Consider the following 16585-nt stretch of genomic DNA (forward strand, 5'->3'; position numbering starts at 1 on the left):
GAGTTGCCTACGCGTCACGACAACAGTCCTACCGGACTCCACCCCGCGAACGGGGCAGAACCCAACAGTTGATCACGACATCACACAGGCCCTAGGTTCCGTGGGGAGATTTCGGCCCCGGGCCGGACAGCCGTACGCTTCTGCCGTACCTCTCCACCCCGCCCGCTACAAGAGCACAGGGAGTCCCCACCGTGGCCAAGCTCACGCTCGCGCAACTCGAGCGCCATCTTTTCGCGGCGGCGGACATTCTGCGTGGCACCATGGATGCCGCCGAATACAAGGACTACATCTTTGTCCTGCTGTTTCTGAAGCGGGTCAACGACGAGTTCGAAGCCACTCGCGAGCAGATCATCTCGACGGAGATCGACAAGGGAAAGACGCAGGCTGACGCCGAGAAGGAGGGCGTGAACCCGGACAAGTACGAAGTCCGGAGAGTCCTGTATGTCCCTCCGGCGGCGCGCTGGGACGTGCTGAAAAACGCGGTCGCCGATGTCGCCACACAAGCCCTTCAACCCGCTCTCGACGCGCTGGAAGCACACGAGAGCAATGGCCTGACCGGCCTCTTCCAGCACGTCAATTTCAACCGAATCGGCGGCGGCTCGGGCAGTGGCGAAGCCTCGGTAAAGCTCGCGGACCAGCGCCTGTCCGCACTGATCCAGCACTTCGACACACTGCGCCTGCGCGGGGGCGACTTCGAATTCCCCGACATGATCGGCGCCGCATACGAATACCTGATCAAGGAATTCGCGGACTCGGCAGGCAGCAAGGGCGGGGAGTTCTACACCCCCCGAGCCGTAGTGCGGATGATGGTCGAACTCGCCCGCCCGCAGGCCCCATTGAAGGTGTACGACCCATGCGTGGGATCCGGCGGCATGCTGATCCACGCCAAGGAGTACATCGAAGAGCACGGCGGCGACTCCGAGGACCTGTTCCTGGCGGGCCAGGACGCGAACAGCGGGTCATGGGTCATGGCCACGATGAACATGCTCTTCCACGGCGCGAACGACCCCGAACTGCACACCGGCGACACCCTCAGCAATCCGCTGCACACGCGACGTGACTTCGATCTGGTCCTGAGCAACCCGCCGTTCTCGATGGACTACAGCAAGGCTGCCATCGAGGACATCGAGGAGCGGATGCCGTACGGGGAGACCTCGGAGCGCGGCAAGGCCGATCTGATGTTCCTCCAGCACATGCTGTCGATGGTGCAGGGCTCCCGGCACGGCTCCGTGTTCACGGTGATGCCGCACGGCGTCCTCTTCCGCGGCAGTTCGGAGCGGGACATCCGGGCGGCGCTGATCGAGGCAGACCTGATCGAGGCCGTCATCGGCCTCGCGCCCAACCTCTTCTACGGGACAGGCATCCCTGCATGCGTACTGGTGCTTCGCACGGCAGGCACGAAGCGGGCCGACCGGGCGGGCCATGTCCTCTTCATCAACGCGGACCGGGAGTACCACTCGGAGCGCGCACAGAATGTGCTCCTGCCCGAACACGTAGAGAAGATCGTGTCCACGTTCCACGCGTCGGAGCACAAGGACGCGGCGTTCGCCCGCCTGGTCCCGAGCTCGGAGCTCGCCGAGAACGACTACAACCTCAACATTCGCCGATACGTGGACAATACGCCACCCCCGGAGCCCCAGGATGTGCGGGCCCATCTGAGCGGCGGGGTGCCGCGCGCCGAGATCGTGGCGAAGAGCGGGCTGCTCAATGCCTACGGAATCTCGGTCACCGACCTGTTCGCGGAGCGGGACGGCGATACGGCGTACGTCGACTTCCTGCCGGAGGGCGAGCGGCCGGATGCGGCGCGCCTCGGGGAGTTGGCGGCCGGGCGGGAGGCGGCACTGCGGACGGCGTTCGACGAGTGGTGGACAACGGAATCAGATCTGATTGCCGACCTGACGCCGCCACACGACGGCGACGACCGGACGGAGGGCGAGCGACGTGCGCAACTCGCCCGCCTGCGCGCCGACCTGCTCAGCTCCTTCACCAGCCGCCTCGGCAAGGTCGAGCTGCTCGACCGGTATGCCCTTGACGGTGCCGTCGCGGGCTGGTGGCACGCGGCGAAGTACGAGCTGATGGCGCTGGCCGGCAACGGCTTCGGCGGCGTGATCGACGGCTGGGTCGAGACGGTCGAGACGATGCTCGAGCCGGACCGGGATCCGCGGACGGGCGGCGCGCGCAAGCGGTCGGGGGCTGAGCGCCGGCAGGCGTACGACCACAAGGTGGTGGCGGCGATCGCCCCCGAGTTCCTGGAGAAGCTGGCGGCGGCGGACGCGCTCAAGGCGGAACTGGACGGCAAGTGGAAGGCCCACCAGGACGCGGAGGCGGCAGCGAAGTCGGCCGACGCCTCCGGCTCGGACTCCGGCGAGGACGACGCGGAGTCCGAGTCATCGCCTGCGGAGCAACTGCTCAGCGCGGACGAGGTGGCCGCGCTCAAGAAGAGCCGCACGAAGGCGAACGCGGCGGTGAAGAAGCTGGAGGACGGCTTCTGGCCGCTGGAGTCTGCGCGGCGGCCGTCGAAGCCGGTACGGGCGGCTGCCGAAGTGGAGCCAACTCCGTTGCAGGCCACGCTCCTTGACGTTCCGGTCCCGGAGGCGAGTACCGAGAAGAAGAAGCCGGAGCCTGGCCTAACCCAGGCCCGCAAGGCCGTGGCCACGGAGGCGGATGCGCGCGAGGTGGTACTCGGCATCCTGCGGGCGGATCTGGCGGCGACGCTGGAGGGGCATGTGGTGCGCCGACGACGTGAGTTGGTGTCGGCGTATCGCATGTGGGAGGACAAGTACGGGGTGTCTTTGCGGGACATTGAGGCGGCGCGGGCCGAAGCCTCGACGAAGCTGGAGAACTTCCTGAGGGAGCTTGGTTATGGAGCGTAAGCGCTGGAAGGAAGTTCCGCTCCACTCGCTCCTGGAAGGAGGCATTCGGAACGGTTTCTCACCTCTGGAGAGCCAAGATTGGACTGGCGTACAGATGCTGGGGCTCGGCTGCCTGACTGCAGACGGGTTTCAGCCGCGCCAACTGAAGAACGCTCCGAGCTCTGTATCTCCCCAGCACCCCGCGATCCTCCGCGATGGAGATCTGCTAATTAGCCGGGCCAACACCCGAAATCTCGTAGGGCTTGCAGGTATCTATCGCGATACAGGCACACCCTGCATCTACCCAGACTTGATGATGCGCCTTCGCCCATCAGGCGCATGCATTCCTGAATACTTGGAGGCCGTTCTCCGCTCGCCGACGCTTCGCCAGCAAATTACAGGTCGAGCTCAGGGTACTTCAGAAAGCATGGTTAAGATCTCTGCCGAGATGATCCGATCACTCCCAGTTCCGTTGCCATCTCTTGCTCAGCAGCAGTACATCGTCGATGCGCTTAGCGCTGTTGATGAGCACATCTCTATCGAATCACTGGCGATGCTCAAAGAGATCGCTATTTGGGATGCAGTCGCCAATGACCAGGTAGGCGATCACGCACGGCGCTTTGGGACTGTGCGCCTAAAGGATGTTTGCGAACGAGGTGGCGAGTACGGCAGCAACTCTCCAGCTGTCCCAGCAAGCGACCAGCTACCGCGGTATGTCCGCATCACCGATATTGACCAGAACGGAAATTTGTCCAAGGACTTGTCCTCCGCTGTCAGCGTGCCGTGGGAGCAAGCAAGACCCTACATTCTCCAAGATGGCGACTTGCTGATCGCACGTACCGGCTACACAACAGGAAAGTCCTACCTGTATCGGGAAGCCGACGGCCTCTGCGCCTTTGCTGGATATCTGGTGCGCTACCGACTGGACCAGTCGCGAATTCTCCCTGCCTACGCCTTCATGTGGACACGAGCCAACGCCTTCAAACAATGGGTTTCCCAGAATGTACGAGAGGTCGGCCAGCGCAACATCAGCGCTCGCGAATACAACCAACATCGCTTGGCTGTACCGCCGCTTGAGGTGCAACATGAACTGGTCAGTGCCTGGCAGGAGGCCCGAGCTGCGTTCCAACTCCGTCAGCAACAAATCGACCGGCTGCTGACGTTGAAGCAGGCTCTCGCTGACGACCTACTGCGAGGTGCAGCCCGATAGTTCGGGTAAATCGTCCCGGGAACCGATCGTCGCTCCGCACTCGACTACGCCCCGCCCGGGCGTAGCGTGGTCGAAAGACATTCTTGCGCGGGGGTGGCCATGCAGTTCCATGAAGAACCCAGCATCGGGGACCGAATTGCCCGGCTGCGGCTGCGACGGAAGCTGACGCAGGAGGGGCTCGCCGAGCGGGCAGGGCTCTCCGTTGATGTCGTACGCAAGCTAGAACAAGGTGTACGGCAGACGGCCCGGCTCACCGCGATCAACGCACTGGCCCAGGCCTTGGACGTGGAGCCGTCCATGCTGGTCGGGCAGCCCGTGACGTTCGAGGTGCGTAGCGAGGAGGACCAGCCGTCCGTCCTGGCTCTGCGGCAGGCTATCTCTCCTATTTCCGATTTGCTCGGCGAGGACCCGGACCCCGAGGATCCACCTCGCCTCACTGAGCTCCAGGATTCGTTGCGGTCCACAGAGCGGATCCGGCGAGAGGGGCGTATGGGCACGATCGGAGTCCTGCTACCTCAGTTGATCTGCGACGCCAAGGCCGTAACACGGGACCGCGATGGCCTTGTCGCTGCCGCAGCCCAGTCCGTTCTCGCCGAGGCCTACCAAGTCGCTGCGACGATGCTGGCTGCGCTCGACAAGGAGGACGCAGCTTTCACCGCTCTGGAGCGGTGAATGGACGCCGCCAAAAAGGGAGATGATCCTCGCCTGGAGATCGTCGGCATCTCAAGCCTCGCCTGGATCTTCACTAGGCATGGACGGCTCACAGAGGCTTTGCGCGCTGCCCGCGCCGTCCCGGACCTGGAGTCGCTGCCCCCTACCTGGCGCGCCCGGTTCCATGTCGACCGTACCCTCGCCCACGCGGAGTTGAACAAGGACGACCACGCACTCCAGGCACTGCTCGTCGACGAGAGAGCCGCACCGGAGTGGATGCGCTACCACGCGACGAGCCGTCACCTCGTCGCCGATCTCAGAGGGCGGGAGCGGCGCCGCACATCGCCCCTCGCAGAACTCGCCAACCGGCTCGACCTCGACAGCTAGGACACCCCGTCCTAGCTGCTCCGTACAGTGGTACGACTTGTCACTGTGCGTGCAAGGTGGCGCCCCTTAGCGTTACAGCCCCGCCAGGCACGGCGGACCCCGCAACCGCGTCCAGGCGGCCCGGGGGACATGGCCCACCTGAGGAAAGCAGGCAGACATGCCGCACTTTATCGCCCGCCTCATCGAGCCGTTGCTCAGACTCCTGCTGCCCGCCCAGGGACAGCACCGGCCCATCGCGTCGCCGCCTCGCACCGACCCCAGCTCTGCCTGGCACCAGGCCCACGTCACGGGGCTGGCCGCGCACGGGCTCCTCCGCGGCGAGGACAGCCTCCTCGTACGCCCCTACCTCCTCGCCCACGAGGCCGCCGAACAACTACTTCGGCGTCAGCCTCGCCGGGCGCTGTGGCTCGCCACCCACGGGATCGGCATCGGGCCCCGCTGAATCCACGGGACGGAGGTGGTCGCGTAATGGCGCGGCACATCGCCCCCACCCGGCTCCTGCCCTGGACCGGACCCGAGGGCAAGCCCTGCTATCTGCTCACCGACGAGGTCGGCGGCGGATACGTCTCCCGGATCGCCGACAACATCGAGGCCGTGCAACTCGGGATGGGCACCGAACTCCTCAGCCACGCAGGGGAGTTGCTCGGCGAGCCCAAGGTGGGGCCCGGAGAGTTCCACTACCTCTCCGCCCGTCTGACCGAAGCCCTCCACGACGTCCTCCGCGTCGCCGAGAGCCGCGGCGACCGGCTGTCCGCATTCGACGACCGCGACGCGGACGACAACGAGGGCGCCGAGGACGACCGGGACGAACTGGGCGCAGGCAACCTAGACGGAGACTGAACCCGGCCCCGAAGCCCCGGCCGCCACCAGCGGCTTTGGCCCGATCATGCCCATCCGCGCCACACCCGTCGCACAATGGTCGAACGAGGGGCGGTCGAGTCGGGTGAGGGGTACGGGGCGTGGCGCGGAGAGAGACCGAACTGGTCGAGGTAGAGCGGCCGTTCGTTCAGCAACTGGAGTCGATGGGCTGGACGCATGTCCGGGGTTCCGAGCTCGCCGAGAGTGATGGCCGCTCGTACACCGAGGTGATCCTGAAGAAGCGCCTCGCCCGCGCTCTGCGCCGCGTGAACCGGCTGCCCGGCAGCGATGCCGAGTGGGTCGAGGACGAGCACGCCGAGCGGGCGATCGAGAAGCTGGCGCGGGTGTCCGTCGGGCCCGGCGGCAGGGATCTGCTCGCCGCCAACTTCAAGGCCACCGAGCTGCTTCTGCACGGGGCGGGCGTGCGCGGGCATGAGGTTCACCACAAGTCGCGCGAGGACACCCCGGTCCAGTTCATCGACTGGGCCATCGAGGACGAGGAGCGGATCAAGGAGCGGAATGAGTTCCTCGTGGTCTCGCAGCTGCGCGTCCGCACCGCGAGCGGGCATGCCGGGCATGAGGAGGTGCCCGACCTCGTCCTGTTCGTGAACGGCATCCCTGTCGCCGTCGTCGAGTGCAAGAGCCCCGACCTCCAGGACCCGATCGGACTGGCCATCCGCGACCTGCGGGCGTACACAGGCAATCCGATCGAGTACGACACCAAGGAGCGAGACCAGCAGGCGATGCCGCGCGGCATTCCCGAGCTCTTCAAGACCACGCAGCTGCTCATCGCCGCCGCCGGCGAGACCGCGCACCTGGGCACCATCTCCTCGCGCGAGCGTGACTATGCGCCGTGGCGCAGCGTCGAGCCCGACTACGACCGACCTGCGGACCTGCGGGCCGTCTTGCGTGAAGTAGACGTAAAACCAAGGCTTTTGGAGGCCGGGGAGGACCCCTCAGAGCAGCAGCAGCTCATCGCCGCCGTCCTCAAGCCGGTGAATCTCCTCAACATCCTGAGGCATTACGTCTTCGGGCTGCCCGTCAAGCAGAAGAAGCGGGCTGGGGGCAGCGGACGGGCTCCGGCGCGGCACGCCGAGGAGCTACCGAAGGTCAAAGCCGTCTGCCGGCATCAGCAGTACAGGGCTGTCGAGAAGATCGTCGAGAAGCTGCGCACCGGCCGCACGCCCCTCTCCCCCGGCACCACCCACGACGAGCGCGGCGGCGTCATCTGGCACACCCAGGGGTCAGGCAAGAGCCTGACCATGGCGTTTCTGGCCCGCCGACTGCACATGAGCCAGGACCCGGCGCTGAACGCCTTCACCGTCCTCGTCGTCACCGACCGCACTCAGCTGCAAGATCAGCTGGCGGCGGCGCTGCGGACCGGGGAGCGGTCGGTGAAGGTCGCCAAGAGCCAGACCGATGTCGAGGGCATGCTGCGCGAAGGCGGTCGCCATGTCGTCTTCACGACGATCCAGAAGTACGGGATCGCGGGGCTCGGGTCCGGCGGGGACGGGGACGACCGGTCCGACGCCGACGCCTACAACGGCGTACGACGGCGGATCGAGGCCGGTGAGGATCCGGCCGAAGCCTCCGATCCCACGGACGGGAGAGCCCCTCGCTTCGCCTTGTGCACGAAGTCGGAGAAGGTCCTCGTCCTGGTCGATGAGGCGCACCGCTCGCACACCTCGCTCCTGCACGCCTGCCTGCGCGACGCCGCCCCCAATGCCGTGCGCATCGGCTTCACGGGTACGCCGATCATGCAGGGCAAACTGAACGACACCGAGCGGATCTTCGGGGACTTCATCGACAAGTACCGGATGGCGGAGGCAGAGGCCGACAAGGTCGTCGTGCCGATCCGGTACGAGGGGAGAACCGGGCCCGCCGACGTACGAGACGGGGAGGACCTCGACGCCCGGTTCGAGAACCTGATCGCTTCCCGGACCGAGGAGCAGAAGAAGGCTCTTCGCAAGAAATACAGCCAGCCCAGCGAGCGCGATGTCGTCGAGTCGGTGACGATGATCCGGGCCAAGGCGAAGGACATGCTGGAGCATTATGTTCAGCATGTCCTCACCGGGGGATTCAAGGCCCAAGTGGCCGTGGTCAGCCGCCAGTCCGCAGTCGAGTACCGGCACGCGCTGCGGGATGTGCGGGCCGAGCTCTTGGAGCGCGTAGCCGATTTCGCACCCAACGGACGCCTGCCCGAGCGGCTGAGGGGCAGAGAGGTCAAAGACTTCCAGAGCGACGACCTGCTTCTGTACTGGGCCTGGAAGTACCAGGCCGTCATCCGGCGCATGGAGTTCGTACCGGTCATCTCGGCCGGTGGCGAGAAGAAGGACGGGCTCTGGCGCGAGTGGACCGACGAGGCGCGGCAGAAGAAACACATCGAGCGGTTCCTCGACGAGTTGCCCGAGCTGCCCAGGGACAATCCGTGGGCGGTCACCCAGGTCCCCGAGCCGAATCCGCCGCGGATGGGCATGATCGCCCTGCAGCCGTGGAGCACTCCCGCGCCCACAGTCGCCAAGACCGTGGCGGATGAGGCTCCCGTCACCTTCCTCATCGTGAAGTCGATGCTGCTGACCGGCTTCGACGCCCCGGGTGAGCAAGTACTGTACCTGGACCGCCCGATCCGGGACGCCGAGCTGCTCCAGGCGGTGGCCCGTGTCAACCGTCCTGCGCCGGGCAAGGAAGGCGGCCTGGTCGTCGACTACTACGGCGTACTGGCGCCGCTCAGCGACGCACTGTCGGGGTACGGGAAGGAGGCGCCCGCCGTACGTGCCAGCCTGCGGGACGTCGAATCGGCCGTGGAGGACACCCGGGGCGCAGCCGGGCGCGTCGACGAGTTCCTGGCGAGCAAGGGCATCACCGATCTGGACACCCGTGGCGGTCGAGCCCGCGCCATGCTCACCCTGAGCGATGAGGACGACCGTGCGCTCTTCGACAAGAGGCTCGGCGAGTTCCTCGGCTCGCTGGAACGTGTGCTGCCCCACGAGAAGGCCCTCGGATTCGTCGGCGACGCCAGGCGCTGGGCGCTCCTCCAGCAGCGTGTGCGCCGGCACTACCGGGATGCTCCAGGCGGTCAGTTCAGCCTACGCGGTTACGGGCGCAAGGTGCGGGCCCTGATCGCCGAGCATCTGGAGGCTCCGGAGATCACCCAGGTCATCCCGCCCGTCTCGATCCTCTCGCCTGCCTTCGACACCGACGTACGCAGCATCGAGGACCCTCGCGAGGCGGCAGCCGAGATGGAGCACGCTCTCCGCTTCCATCTGGAGGAGCGTGTTCGCAGGGAGGACGAGGAGAAGTACAAGCAGCTGTCGAAAGCACTCGAAGAGGTGCTGAAATCCATCGATGAGCGATGGAAGCTGGACCAACTCGCCGATCTCATCGACACAGCCCGACAGGAACAGGACGACGACCCCCTGCTGGCCGGGCTCGGTCCGATGGAACGGCGGGTGCACACATGGCTGCGAAGTGGCCTCAGCATCTCGGACGCCTTCGACCTACCGGAGCCGGAGGAACTGCTGAGACTTTCCACTGGGGTGTACGAGGTCGTACGGGACCAGGTGTGCCGGGTCTCCTACCGCGGTGAGTCCCGGCACATGTCGCGGCTGACGTCGCATGTGGTCGAGCGACTGCGTGAGGACGGACTGGCAGCGAGGTCGGGGGACGTCGAAGACGTGCGGGACGTCGCCCGGCATCTGGTGAGCCTCGTCCAGGAGAACCTTCAGGGATTCCGGACCGAACGGTAGGCACAATTGCCTCTGTGACCGACGCCCCGACCGCTCTCGTGGACGGACAGCTCCTCAACGTGGGGGAGCTGCCGCTGCGCGTGCGGGTCAGCTCCCGCCGCACCCGGCTCGGTCTAACCGTCGAGCGTAACGGTACGATCACCCTTCGGGTGCCCGAGGAGTGCTCTGCCGGGCGCGCGGAGGAGTTCGTACGCGCGCACCGGTCCTGGATCGAGGAGAAGTCCCGGGTTCGGGACCGCTTCCGTCCGGCGCACCCGTCCCGGGCGCTCGTCGACGGGGCCGTCTTCCGCTATCTAGGACGCGAATACCGGCTCCTTCTGGACGACTCGGGCGGTGGGCCGGTGCGCTTGGCCGCAGGGCGGCTGAGGCTGGACCGGACGCTCGCGGCCAACGGGGCGGCGGGCCGGGACGCGATCATCGAGTGGTACCGGAACGCCGGAATGACATGGGCCGCAGGGCGGCTGCAACCGTGGGCTGCCCGGATGGCCGTACCCGAACCAGCAGTCGACGTACGAGGCCTGGGACAGCGGTGGGGTGTCTATACACCGAGTGAGGCAGGCACAGAGGGACGGATGTCCCTGCACTGGGCCGTTTTCCAGCTTCCGATACGTCTCGTGGACTACGTGATCGCTCATGAGCTGGCGCACCTGCGGGTTGCCGGGCACGGTCCCGACTACTGGCGTCTGCTGCGTCGGGCGCTCCCTGAGTGCGAGCGGCTGAAGGCGGAACTGGACGACATGGGGCGCAGGGTGTGGCTCGGCGACGGAACGGAGCTCCAAGGCTGACAAGACCCCGGCCTCCCGGGATCAGACCACGGACGAGATCCGTGTCGCATATGAGCGGGCGGGTCGAGGTCCGGGCGGATTCGGGAGTGTGAGGGAGCGCGCGGATTGGGCGGTGCGAAGGGGCGGGCGGCCTGCGCTCACGGGCGGGGGGTCTGCTCCGCCCCACCCGTCAGCCGCCCGAACGCCTCCAGGTTCCGCGTGGACTCGCCCCGCGACACCCGCCACGCGTACTCGCGCTTGATGGCGGAGGCGAACCCCAGCTCAAGCAGGGTGTTGAAGGCGCCGTCCGCCTCCTCAAGGACGACCCCGAGCAGCCGGTCGAGCTCGTCCGGGGTCACGGAGGCCAGCGGTAGCTTGCCCGCCAGGTACACGTCCCCGAGCTGGTCGACCGCGTAACCCACCCCGTACAGGCGGAGGTTGCGTTCGAGGAGCCAGCGGTGGACGGCCGGTTCGTTCTCGTCGGGGTGGCGCACCACGAAGGCGTTCACGGAGAGGGAGTGGCGACCGACCCGCAGCGAGCAGGTGGTGGAGAGCTTGCGCGTGCCCGGCAGGGTCACGACGTACGCTCCGGGCTCCGGGGACTCCCACGAGAGCTCCGCGTCCTTGAGGGTCGCCTCGATGACCTGCCGCACGTCAGCCATGACGCGAGCCTACGCGAAGCCCCCCGGCCCGGCCGGAGCCGCCTCAGCCGTGCGAGCGCACCCGCCGCCGGTGCTCCTGCACCGCCGCCGTGTACACGTCCGCCGTCGCCGCGGCGGCCGTCCCCCAGCCGAAGGACTGGGCGTGCCGGGCGGCCGCGTCGCCCATGCGCCGCACCAGCGCGGGGTCCGCCACGAAGCGGTGCAGCGCGGTCGCGTAGTCCTTGGGGTCGTGGCCCCGCACCAGGAAGCCGGTCGAGCCGTCCCGTACCGCCACCGGCAAGCCGCCGACCGACGCCGCGACCACCGGGGTTCCGGCCGCCTGCGCCTCGATGGCGACCAGCCCGAACGACTCGCTGTACGACGGCATGACCAGGACGGACGCCGCCCGGAACCAGTCCGCGAGCCGGTCCTGGCCGACGGGCGGCTTGAACCGTACGACGTCGCAGATGCCGAGCTTGGCCGCCAGCTTCTGCAACCCCTCGGGCTTGGCCAGGCCGCTCCCGGACGGCCCGCCCACGATCGGCACGATCATCCGCGTACGCAGCGAGGGGTCGCGCTCCAGGAGTTCGGCCGCCGCGCGCAGCAGGATGTCCGGCGCCTTCAGCGGCTGTATGCGGCCCGCGAAGAGCGGGATGAACGCGTCGCGGGGCAGCCCGAGCCGGTCCCGGGCGGCGGCCCTGCCGTCCGCCGGGCGGAAGCGGTCGAGGTTCACGCCGGGGTGGACGACGGCGACCTTGCCGGGGTCCGCGTCGTAGAAGCGGACGAGTTCGTCGGCCTCCTCGGCGGTGTTGGCGATCAGCCGGTCCGCCGCGTTCACGATCTGCGTCTCGCCGATGACCCGCGCGCTCGGCTCGGGGGTGTCGCCCTCGGCGAGCGCCGCGTTCTTGACCTTGGCCATGGTGTGCATGGCGTGGACGAGCGGCACCCCCCAGCGTTCGGCGGCGAGCCAGCCCACGTGGCCCGAGAGCCAGTAGTGGGAGTGGACCAGGTCGTAGTAGCCGGGCCGGTGGTGGGCCCAGGCCTGCATGACGCCGTGGGTGAAGGCACAGAGCTGGGCGGGCAGCTCCTCCTTGGCGAGCCCTTCGTAGGGCCCCGCGTCGACGTGCCGGACCAGCACCCCGGGCGCCATCTCCACGGCCGGCGCGAGGCCGCCCGTGGTGGCCCGGGTGAAGATCTCGACCTCGATGTTGATCGCGGCCAGTCGCTTGGCGAGCTCGACGATGTACACGTTCATGCCGCCCGCGTCGCCCGTCCCCGGCTGGTGCAGCGGAGACGTGTGCACGCTGAGCATGGCGACCCGGCGCGGCTTGCGGTGACCGCCGGGCAGCCGGAGCCGGGGCGGCCCCGCCAGGGTGCCGGCGAACCGGGACACGTACTGGCTCACGTCGAGGCCCTCCTCGGCTCGGGGCACTGCCTTCGGACGTGGAGCGGGCACGCGGACACACGGACACGCCCCTCCAAAGCCCCGAACACCGGAATCCGCCCTTTCATTTCCACTTTGCCAAAATGTTGCCGGATCCTTCGGCCGGGCCCTTCGCGGCGGCGCTCGTCGCCGAGGGGCGGAACGCGGCGGCGAGGCGTCGTCGCAGGCGGGCGGGGCGGGGCGGCGGGGCGTCGTCGCAGGCGGGCGGGGCGGGGCGGCCGCCCCGGCGCCTACCCTCGTCCCATGGCTCCACCCGCCCCGTCCGCGAAGCGCCCCGTCGGCACCGTCACCCGCGGCACCACCAACCCGAACCGGCTGCGCCGCATGGACCGCTGGATCGCCGACGCGCACGGGGCCGCGCTGCGCCGGGTGCCCGCCCCGGTCGCCGTCGACCTCGGGTACGGGGCCGCCCCCTGGACCGCGGTGGAGCTGCTCCAGCGCCTGCGCACCGCGGCCCCCGCCGTCTCGGTGGTCGGCATCGAGATCGAGCCGGCCCGGGTCGCCGCCGCCCGGCCGTACGAGCGCGAGGGCCTCAGCTTCCGCCACGGCGGCTTCGAGGTGCCGCTGGCCGAGCCGCCGATGCTGATCCGCGCGGCCAACGTGCTGCGCCAGTACGACGAGGCCGAGGTGGCCGCCGTCTGGGCCCGGCTGTGCGCGCGGCTCGCGCCGGGCGGGCTGCTGGTCGAGGGCACCTGCGACGAGATCGGGCGCCGCCACGTATGGGTCGCGCTCGACCGCTCGGGCCCCCGCACGGTGACCTTCGCGACCCGGCTCGGCTCCCTGGAGCGCCCCTCCGACCTGGCCGAGCGGCTGCCGAAGGCGCTGATCCACCGCAATGTGCCGGGCGAGCCGGTGCACGCCTTCCTGCGCGACTTCGACCGGGCGTGGGCGGCGGCCGCCCCGTACGCCTCGCTCGGCGCGCGACAGCGGTGGATCAGGTCCGTGCGGGATCTCTCGGCGGACTGGCCGGTGGTGGACGGCGTACGGCGCTGGCGCCAGGGCGAGATCACGCTGAACTGGGCCGCGCTCGCGCCCCGTTGACGCTCTTCTCGCGCTCTGTCGAGTCGGCTCGCATGCCCCGGTCCCCGTTCCGACCGGCGCCGGGACGGACGTTGTTCGCGTCGTCGTACGAGTGAACTGCCGTGGCTGGTGGAACGCGTGGAGCTCCGCGTTCGTCACACGAGAGGGATGCGCGGAGGAACGCGCAGGGGGATGTGCCCGCTTAGGTGCCCTTGCGCCTCTGTCGTTTTGACGGAGGCCGTGGCAGCATCGCGGACACGGTGTGATGTTACTGACGGTAAATCACATCCAGACTGACCGGTGTTCCGGTGTGGGGCCGGGGTTGGCTGGAGGGGGAGTTGACAGTGCTGAAGAAACGCCGGTTGGCGGCCGCGATCGCCTTGGTGTGCGCCTTGACGGCGCTGGCCGCGCCGGGCACGGCGTTCGCCGACCCGACGCCGAACCCGTCGGCCACGGCGCCCGCGCAGCCGCGGACGCTGGACGAGGTGGGCAAGGAGATCGACGACCTGTACCGCCAGGCGGCCGCGGCCACCGACGCGTACAACCTCGCCGAGGAGCAGACCAAGCAGCAGTCCGCGCAGATCGTCCAGCTGGCCCAGGAGATCGTGAAGGGCCAGGAGAAGATCAAGCGCCTGAAGGACCAGGCGGGCGCGACCGCGCGGATGCAGTACCGCAACGGCGGTCTGCCGCCCGGCGCGCAGATGATGCTCAGCGGCGACCCCGAGACCTTTTTCGACGGGGCCGACGCGCTGCGCCAGGGCCAGCAGGCGGCCCAGGGTCTGCTGGGCGGGCTGAACCGCACCCAGGCCGACCTGGCGGCGTACAGCAAGGACGCCACCGCCCAGTGGAAGAACCTGGAGGACAACCGGGTCAAGAAGGAAGCCGCGAAGAAGGACATCACCGAGAAGATCGCGGCGGCCGAGAAGCTCCAGTCCCAGCTCAAGGAGCAGGAGAAGCAGCGCCTGGCCGAGCTGGAGCGGAAGAAGGAGTCCGACTCCCAGACGGCCTGGCTGAGCACGGGGATACTGAAGGAGATCAACACCGGCGCGAGCGACCAGGGCAAGAAGGCCGTCAAGTTCGCGACCGACCAGATCGGCAAGGCGTACGTCTGGGGAGCCGCAGGTCCCGACACCTTCGACTGCTCGGGGCTCACCTCGCAGGCCTGGCTCGCGGCCGGGCATCCGATCCCGCGGACCTCGCAGGAACAGTGGGCGCAGCTGCCGCACGTCTCGATCAAGGACATGCGCCCCGGCGACCTCATCATCTACTTCGCGGACGCGACCCACGTCGGGATGTACATCGGCGACGGGGCGATCGTGCACTCCCCCCGGCCCGGCCGGAACGTGACGATCACGGGAGCGGGCACCATGCCGATCCTCGGCGTCGTACGCCCCGACAAGTAGGCGCCCCATAGCGGGGTGATCCGGGCGCCCGCGTCCCCGTGCAGGCCGCCACCGCTCCCCGCGCGGGCCGCTCCCGCCCGGGCCCCGCGCCGTCGGCCGGTCCGTCCGGCGCGTTCGGGCGGGCAGTTCCGGGGCGACCGGGCGGGCAGTTCCGTACCGGTGGTACGGGCAGCCCGCAACTTCCTGGGGCCCTGACAAATAAGGCATGAGGCATATGCCAACCGGCCTCCGCCGATCACGTGTCGAACGCCATTCCGTCCCGCCCCCGGATGACGCTAGGGTCCCGGCTGGTGGGGCGCCGACCGGCGCTCCCCGCGCCCTCGGGGGGAGGGAAGGATTCCGGAACCGACGATGCCCGCATCCCAGCACGTACCCGTACCGCACCAGCGAGCCGCACCGGAGGCCCCCACGAGCAGCGCGGTCGACGCCTCGCTCAACCTGCTGGTCATCGAGGACGACCCGACGGGCACCTTCACCGTGCACGAGCTCCTCGACTCGGCGGGCACCCGGGTCCGCATCCGCACCGCCCGCAACCTCACCGAGGCCGAGCGGCTGCTCACCGACGACATCCACTGCATCCTGCTCGACCTGGCGCTGCCCGGCCGCGACCCCGACGACGAGCTCGCCGCCCTGCGCCATCTGCTCCTCCTCGCCCCGCGCCACGCCGTGCTGGCCCTCACCCCGTCCACCCACGCGGAACGGGCGGCGGAGGCGGTCCGGGTCGGGGCGCAGGACTACCTGTTCCGCGACGAGCTGGACGGCAGGCTGCTCAGCCGCGCCATCCGGTACGCGGTGGAGCGCAAGCGCGCGGACACCGCCCAGTACAAGCTGGCCGAGTCGCGGCTGCGCGCCCAGGAGAACGCCCGCCTGGAGCGCGGGCTGCTCCCCACCCCGCTGCTCGACGGCTCGGACCTGCGCTTCGCGGCCCGCTATCGCCCCGGACGCTCCCGGGCGCTGCTCGGCGGCGACTTCTACGACACGGTGCGCACGCCCGACGGAACCGTCCACGCGATGATCGGCGACGTCTGCGGCCACGGCCCCGACGAGGCGGCGCTCGGTGTCGAACTGCGCATCGCCTGGCGGGCGTTGACGCTCGCGGGCCTGTGCGGCGACGAGCTGCTCTCGACGCTTCAGGAGGTCCTGGAGCACGAGCGCGACAGCGAGGAGATATTCGCGACGCTGTGCACCGTCGACATCGCCCCCGACGGCCGCAGCGCGGGCCTGTGCCTGGCCGGGCACCCCTCGCCGCTGATCGCGCTCGACGGCCGGGCACAGCTGCTCCCGTACGAGAACGGCGGCCCGGCCCTCGGTCTGCTGCCGCGCGCCCGCTGGCCGCGCCGCCAGGTCGAACTCGGCCGGGAATGGGGCCTGTTGATGTACACGGACGGCCTCATCGAGGGCCGCACCGGCGAGGGCAGCCAACGGCTGGGGCAGGACGGCATGCTGGAGATGATCAACGGCCAGCTGGCGTCCGGGCTGCGCGGCGAGTCACTGCTCGAAGCGGCGGTGACCCGGGCCCGCGAGCTCAACGGCGGCGAGCTGACGGACGACGTGGCGGTGGTCCTGCTGGAGCGCAAGCGCGCCGACCGGGCCGGGCGCCGCGCCTGAG

General features: G+C 68.9%; 13 protein-coding genes. 11 read left to right on the forward strand and 2 right to left on the reverse strand.

Features of this window, described 5'->3' with window-relative positions; genetic code table 11:
* The first annotated feature begins 191 nt into the window (after positions 1 to 191).
* The 8 genes from AC07F3_RS38715 to AC07F3_RS38750 all read left to right on the forward strand — a co-directional run bounded on the left by AC07F3_RS38715 (position 192) and on the right by AC07F3_RS38750 (position 10489).
* Positions 192 to 2873, forward strand: coding sequence for a type I restriction-modification system subunit M (locus AC07F3_RS38715; protein ID WP_479119578.1), 2682 nt, complete (start codon positions 192 to 194; stop codon positions 2871 to 2873).
* On the forward strand, positions 2863 to 4062 hold the full coding sequence (locus tag AC07F3_RS38720) for a restriction endonuclease subunit S (protein ID WP_479119580.1): 1200 nt from the start codon (positions 2863 to 2865) through the stop codon (positions 4060 to 4062). Before AC07F3_RS38715 ends, AC07F3_RS38720 begins: the two co-directional genes overlap by 11 nt.
* Before the next feature lie 99 nt (positions 4063 to 4161).
* Entirely contained in the window at positions 4162 to 4734 is a 573-nt protein-coding gene (locus AC07F3_RS38725; RefSeq protein ID WP_479119581.1) for a helix-turn-helix domain-containing protein, read from the forward strand.
* 99 nt (positions 4735 to 4833) lie between these two features.
* A complete protein-coding gene (locus AC07F3_RS38730) occupies positions 4834 to 5100 on the forward strand; it encodes a hypothetical protein (protein WP_479119583.1) in 267 nt (88 codons plus the stop codon).
* A 157-nt stretch (positions 5101 to 5257) separates the two neighbouring features.
* Complete coding sequence (locus AC07F3_RS38735) at positions 5258 to 5542, forward strand: hypothetical protein (protein WP_479119585.1); 285 nt, start codon at positions 5258 to 5260, stop codon at positions 5540 to 5542.
* Between the two features lie 26 nt (positions 5543 to 5568).
* Positions 5569 to 5940, forward strand: coding sequence for a hypothetical protein (locus AC07F3_RS38740; RefSeq protein ID WP_479119586.1), 372 nt, complete (start codon positions 5569 to 5571; stop codon positions 5938 to 5940).
* Positions 5941 to 6059: 119 nt separating this feature from the next.
* Positions 6060 to 9704 carry a type I restriction endonuclease subunit R gene (locus AC07F3_RS38745; protein ID WP_479119587.1) on the forward strand — a complete coding sequence of 1215 codons (3645 nt, stop codon included), beginning with the start codon at positions 6060 to 6062 and terminating at the stop codon, positions 9702 to 9704.
* A gap of 14 nt (positions 9705 to 9718) precedes the next feature.
* A complete protein-coding gene (locus AC07F3_RS38750; protein WP_479119589.1) occupies positions 9719 to 10489 on the forward strand; it encodes a M48 family metallopeptidase in 771 nt (256 codons plus the stop codon).
* A 137-nt stretch (positions 10490 to 10626) separates the two neighbouring features.
* Here AC07F3_RS38750 and AC07F3_RS38755 read toward each other — a convergent pair whose 3' ends face one another.
* Positions 10627 to 11130: a type III secretion system chaperone family protein gene (locus AC07F3_RS38755; protein WP_479119590.1), complete on the reverse strand. Its 504-nt coding sequence runs from the start codon at positions 11128 to 11130 to the stop codon at positions 10627 to 10629.
* Between the two features lie 43 nt (positions 11131 to 11173).
* Entirely contained in the window at positions 11174 to 12514 is a 1341-nt protein-coding gene (mshA, locus tag AC07F3_RS38760; protein WP_479119591.1) for a D-inositol-3-phosphate glycosyltransferase, read from the reverse strand.
* Between the two features lie 282 nt (positions 12515 to 12796).
* Here mshA and AC07F3_RS38765 point away from each other — a divergent pair, with 282 nt between their 5' ends.
* The 3 genes from AC07F3_RS38765 (at position 12797) to AC07F3_RS38775 (ending at position 16584) form a co-directional block, all read left to right on the forward strand.
* A complete protein-coding gene (locus tag AC07F3_RS38765) occupies positions 12797 to 13594 on the forward strand; it encodes a class I SAM-dependent methyltransferase (RefSeq protein ID WP_479119592.1) in 798 nt (265 codons plus the stop codon).
* Between the two features lie 317 nt (positions 13595 to 13911).
* Entirely contained in the window at positions 13912 to 14976 is a 1065-nt protein-coding gene (locus AC07F3_RS38770) for a C40 family peptidase (RefSeq protein ID WP_479119593.1), read from the forward strand.
* A gap of 351 nt (positions 14977 to 15327) precedes the next feature.
* Complete coding sequence (locus AC07F3_RS38775) at positions 15328 to 16584, forward strand: PP2C family protein-serine/threonine phosphatase (RefSeq protein WP_479119594.1); 1257 nt, start codon at positions 15328 to 15330, stop codon at positions 16582 to 16584.
* The last annotated feature ends 1 nt before the right edge of the window (position 16585 follow it).

It is taken from the genome of Streptomyces sp. NPDC045846 (genome assembly GCF_056431605.1).

Coding starts and splice junctions, on each gene's coding strand:
- AC07F3_RS38720 (WP_479119580.1), top strand. CDS start 2,863: ATGGAGCGTAAGCGCTGGAAGGAAGTTCCGCTCCACTCGCTCCTGGAA.
- AC07F3_RS38725 (WP_479119581.1), top strand. CDS start 4,162: ATGCAGTTCCATGAAGAACCCAGCATCGGGGACCGAATTGCCCGGCTG.
- AC07F3_RS38735 (WP_479119585.1), top strand. CDS start 5,258: ATGCCGCACTTTATCGCCCGCCTCATCGAGCCGTTGCTCAGACTCCTG.
- AC07F3_RS38740 (WP_479119586.1), top strand. CDS start 5,569: ATGGCGCGGCACATCGCCCCCACCCGGCTCCTGCCCTGGACCGGACCC.
- AC07F3_RS38755 (WP_479119590.1), bottom strand. CDS start 11,130: ATGGCTGACGTGCGGCAGGTCATCGAGGCGACCCTCAAGGACGCGGAG.
- AC07F3_RS38765 (WP_479119592.1), top strand. CDS start 12,797: ATGGCTCCACCCGCCCCGTCCGCGAAGCGCCCCGTCGGCACCGTCACC.
- AC07F3_RS38775 (WP_479119594.1), top strand. CDS start 15,328: ATGCCCGCATCCCAGCACGTACCCGTACCGCACCAGCGAGCCGCACCG.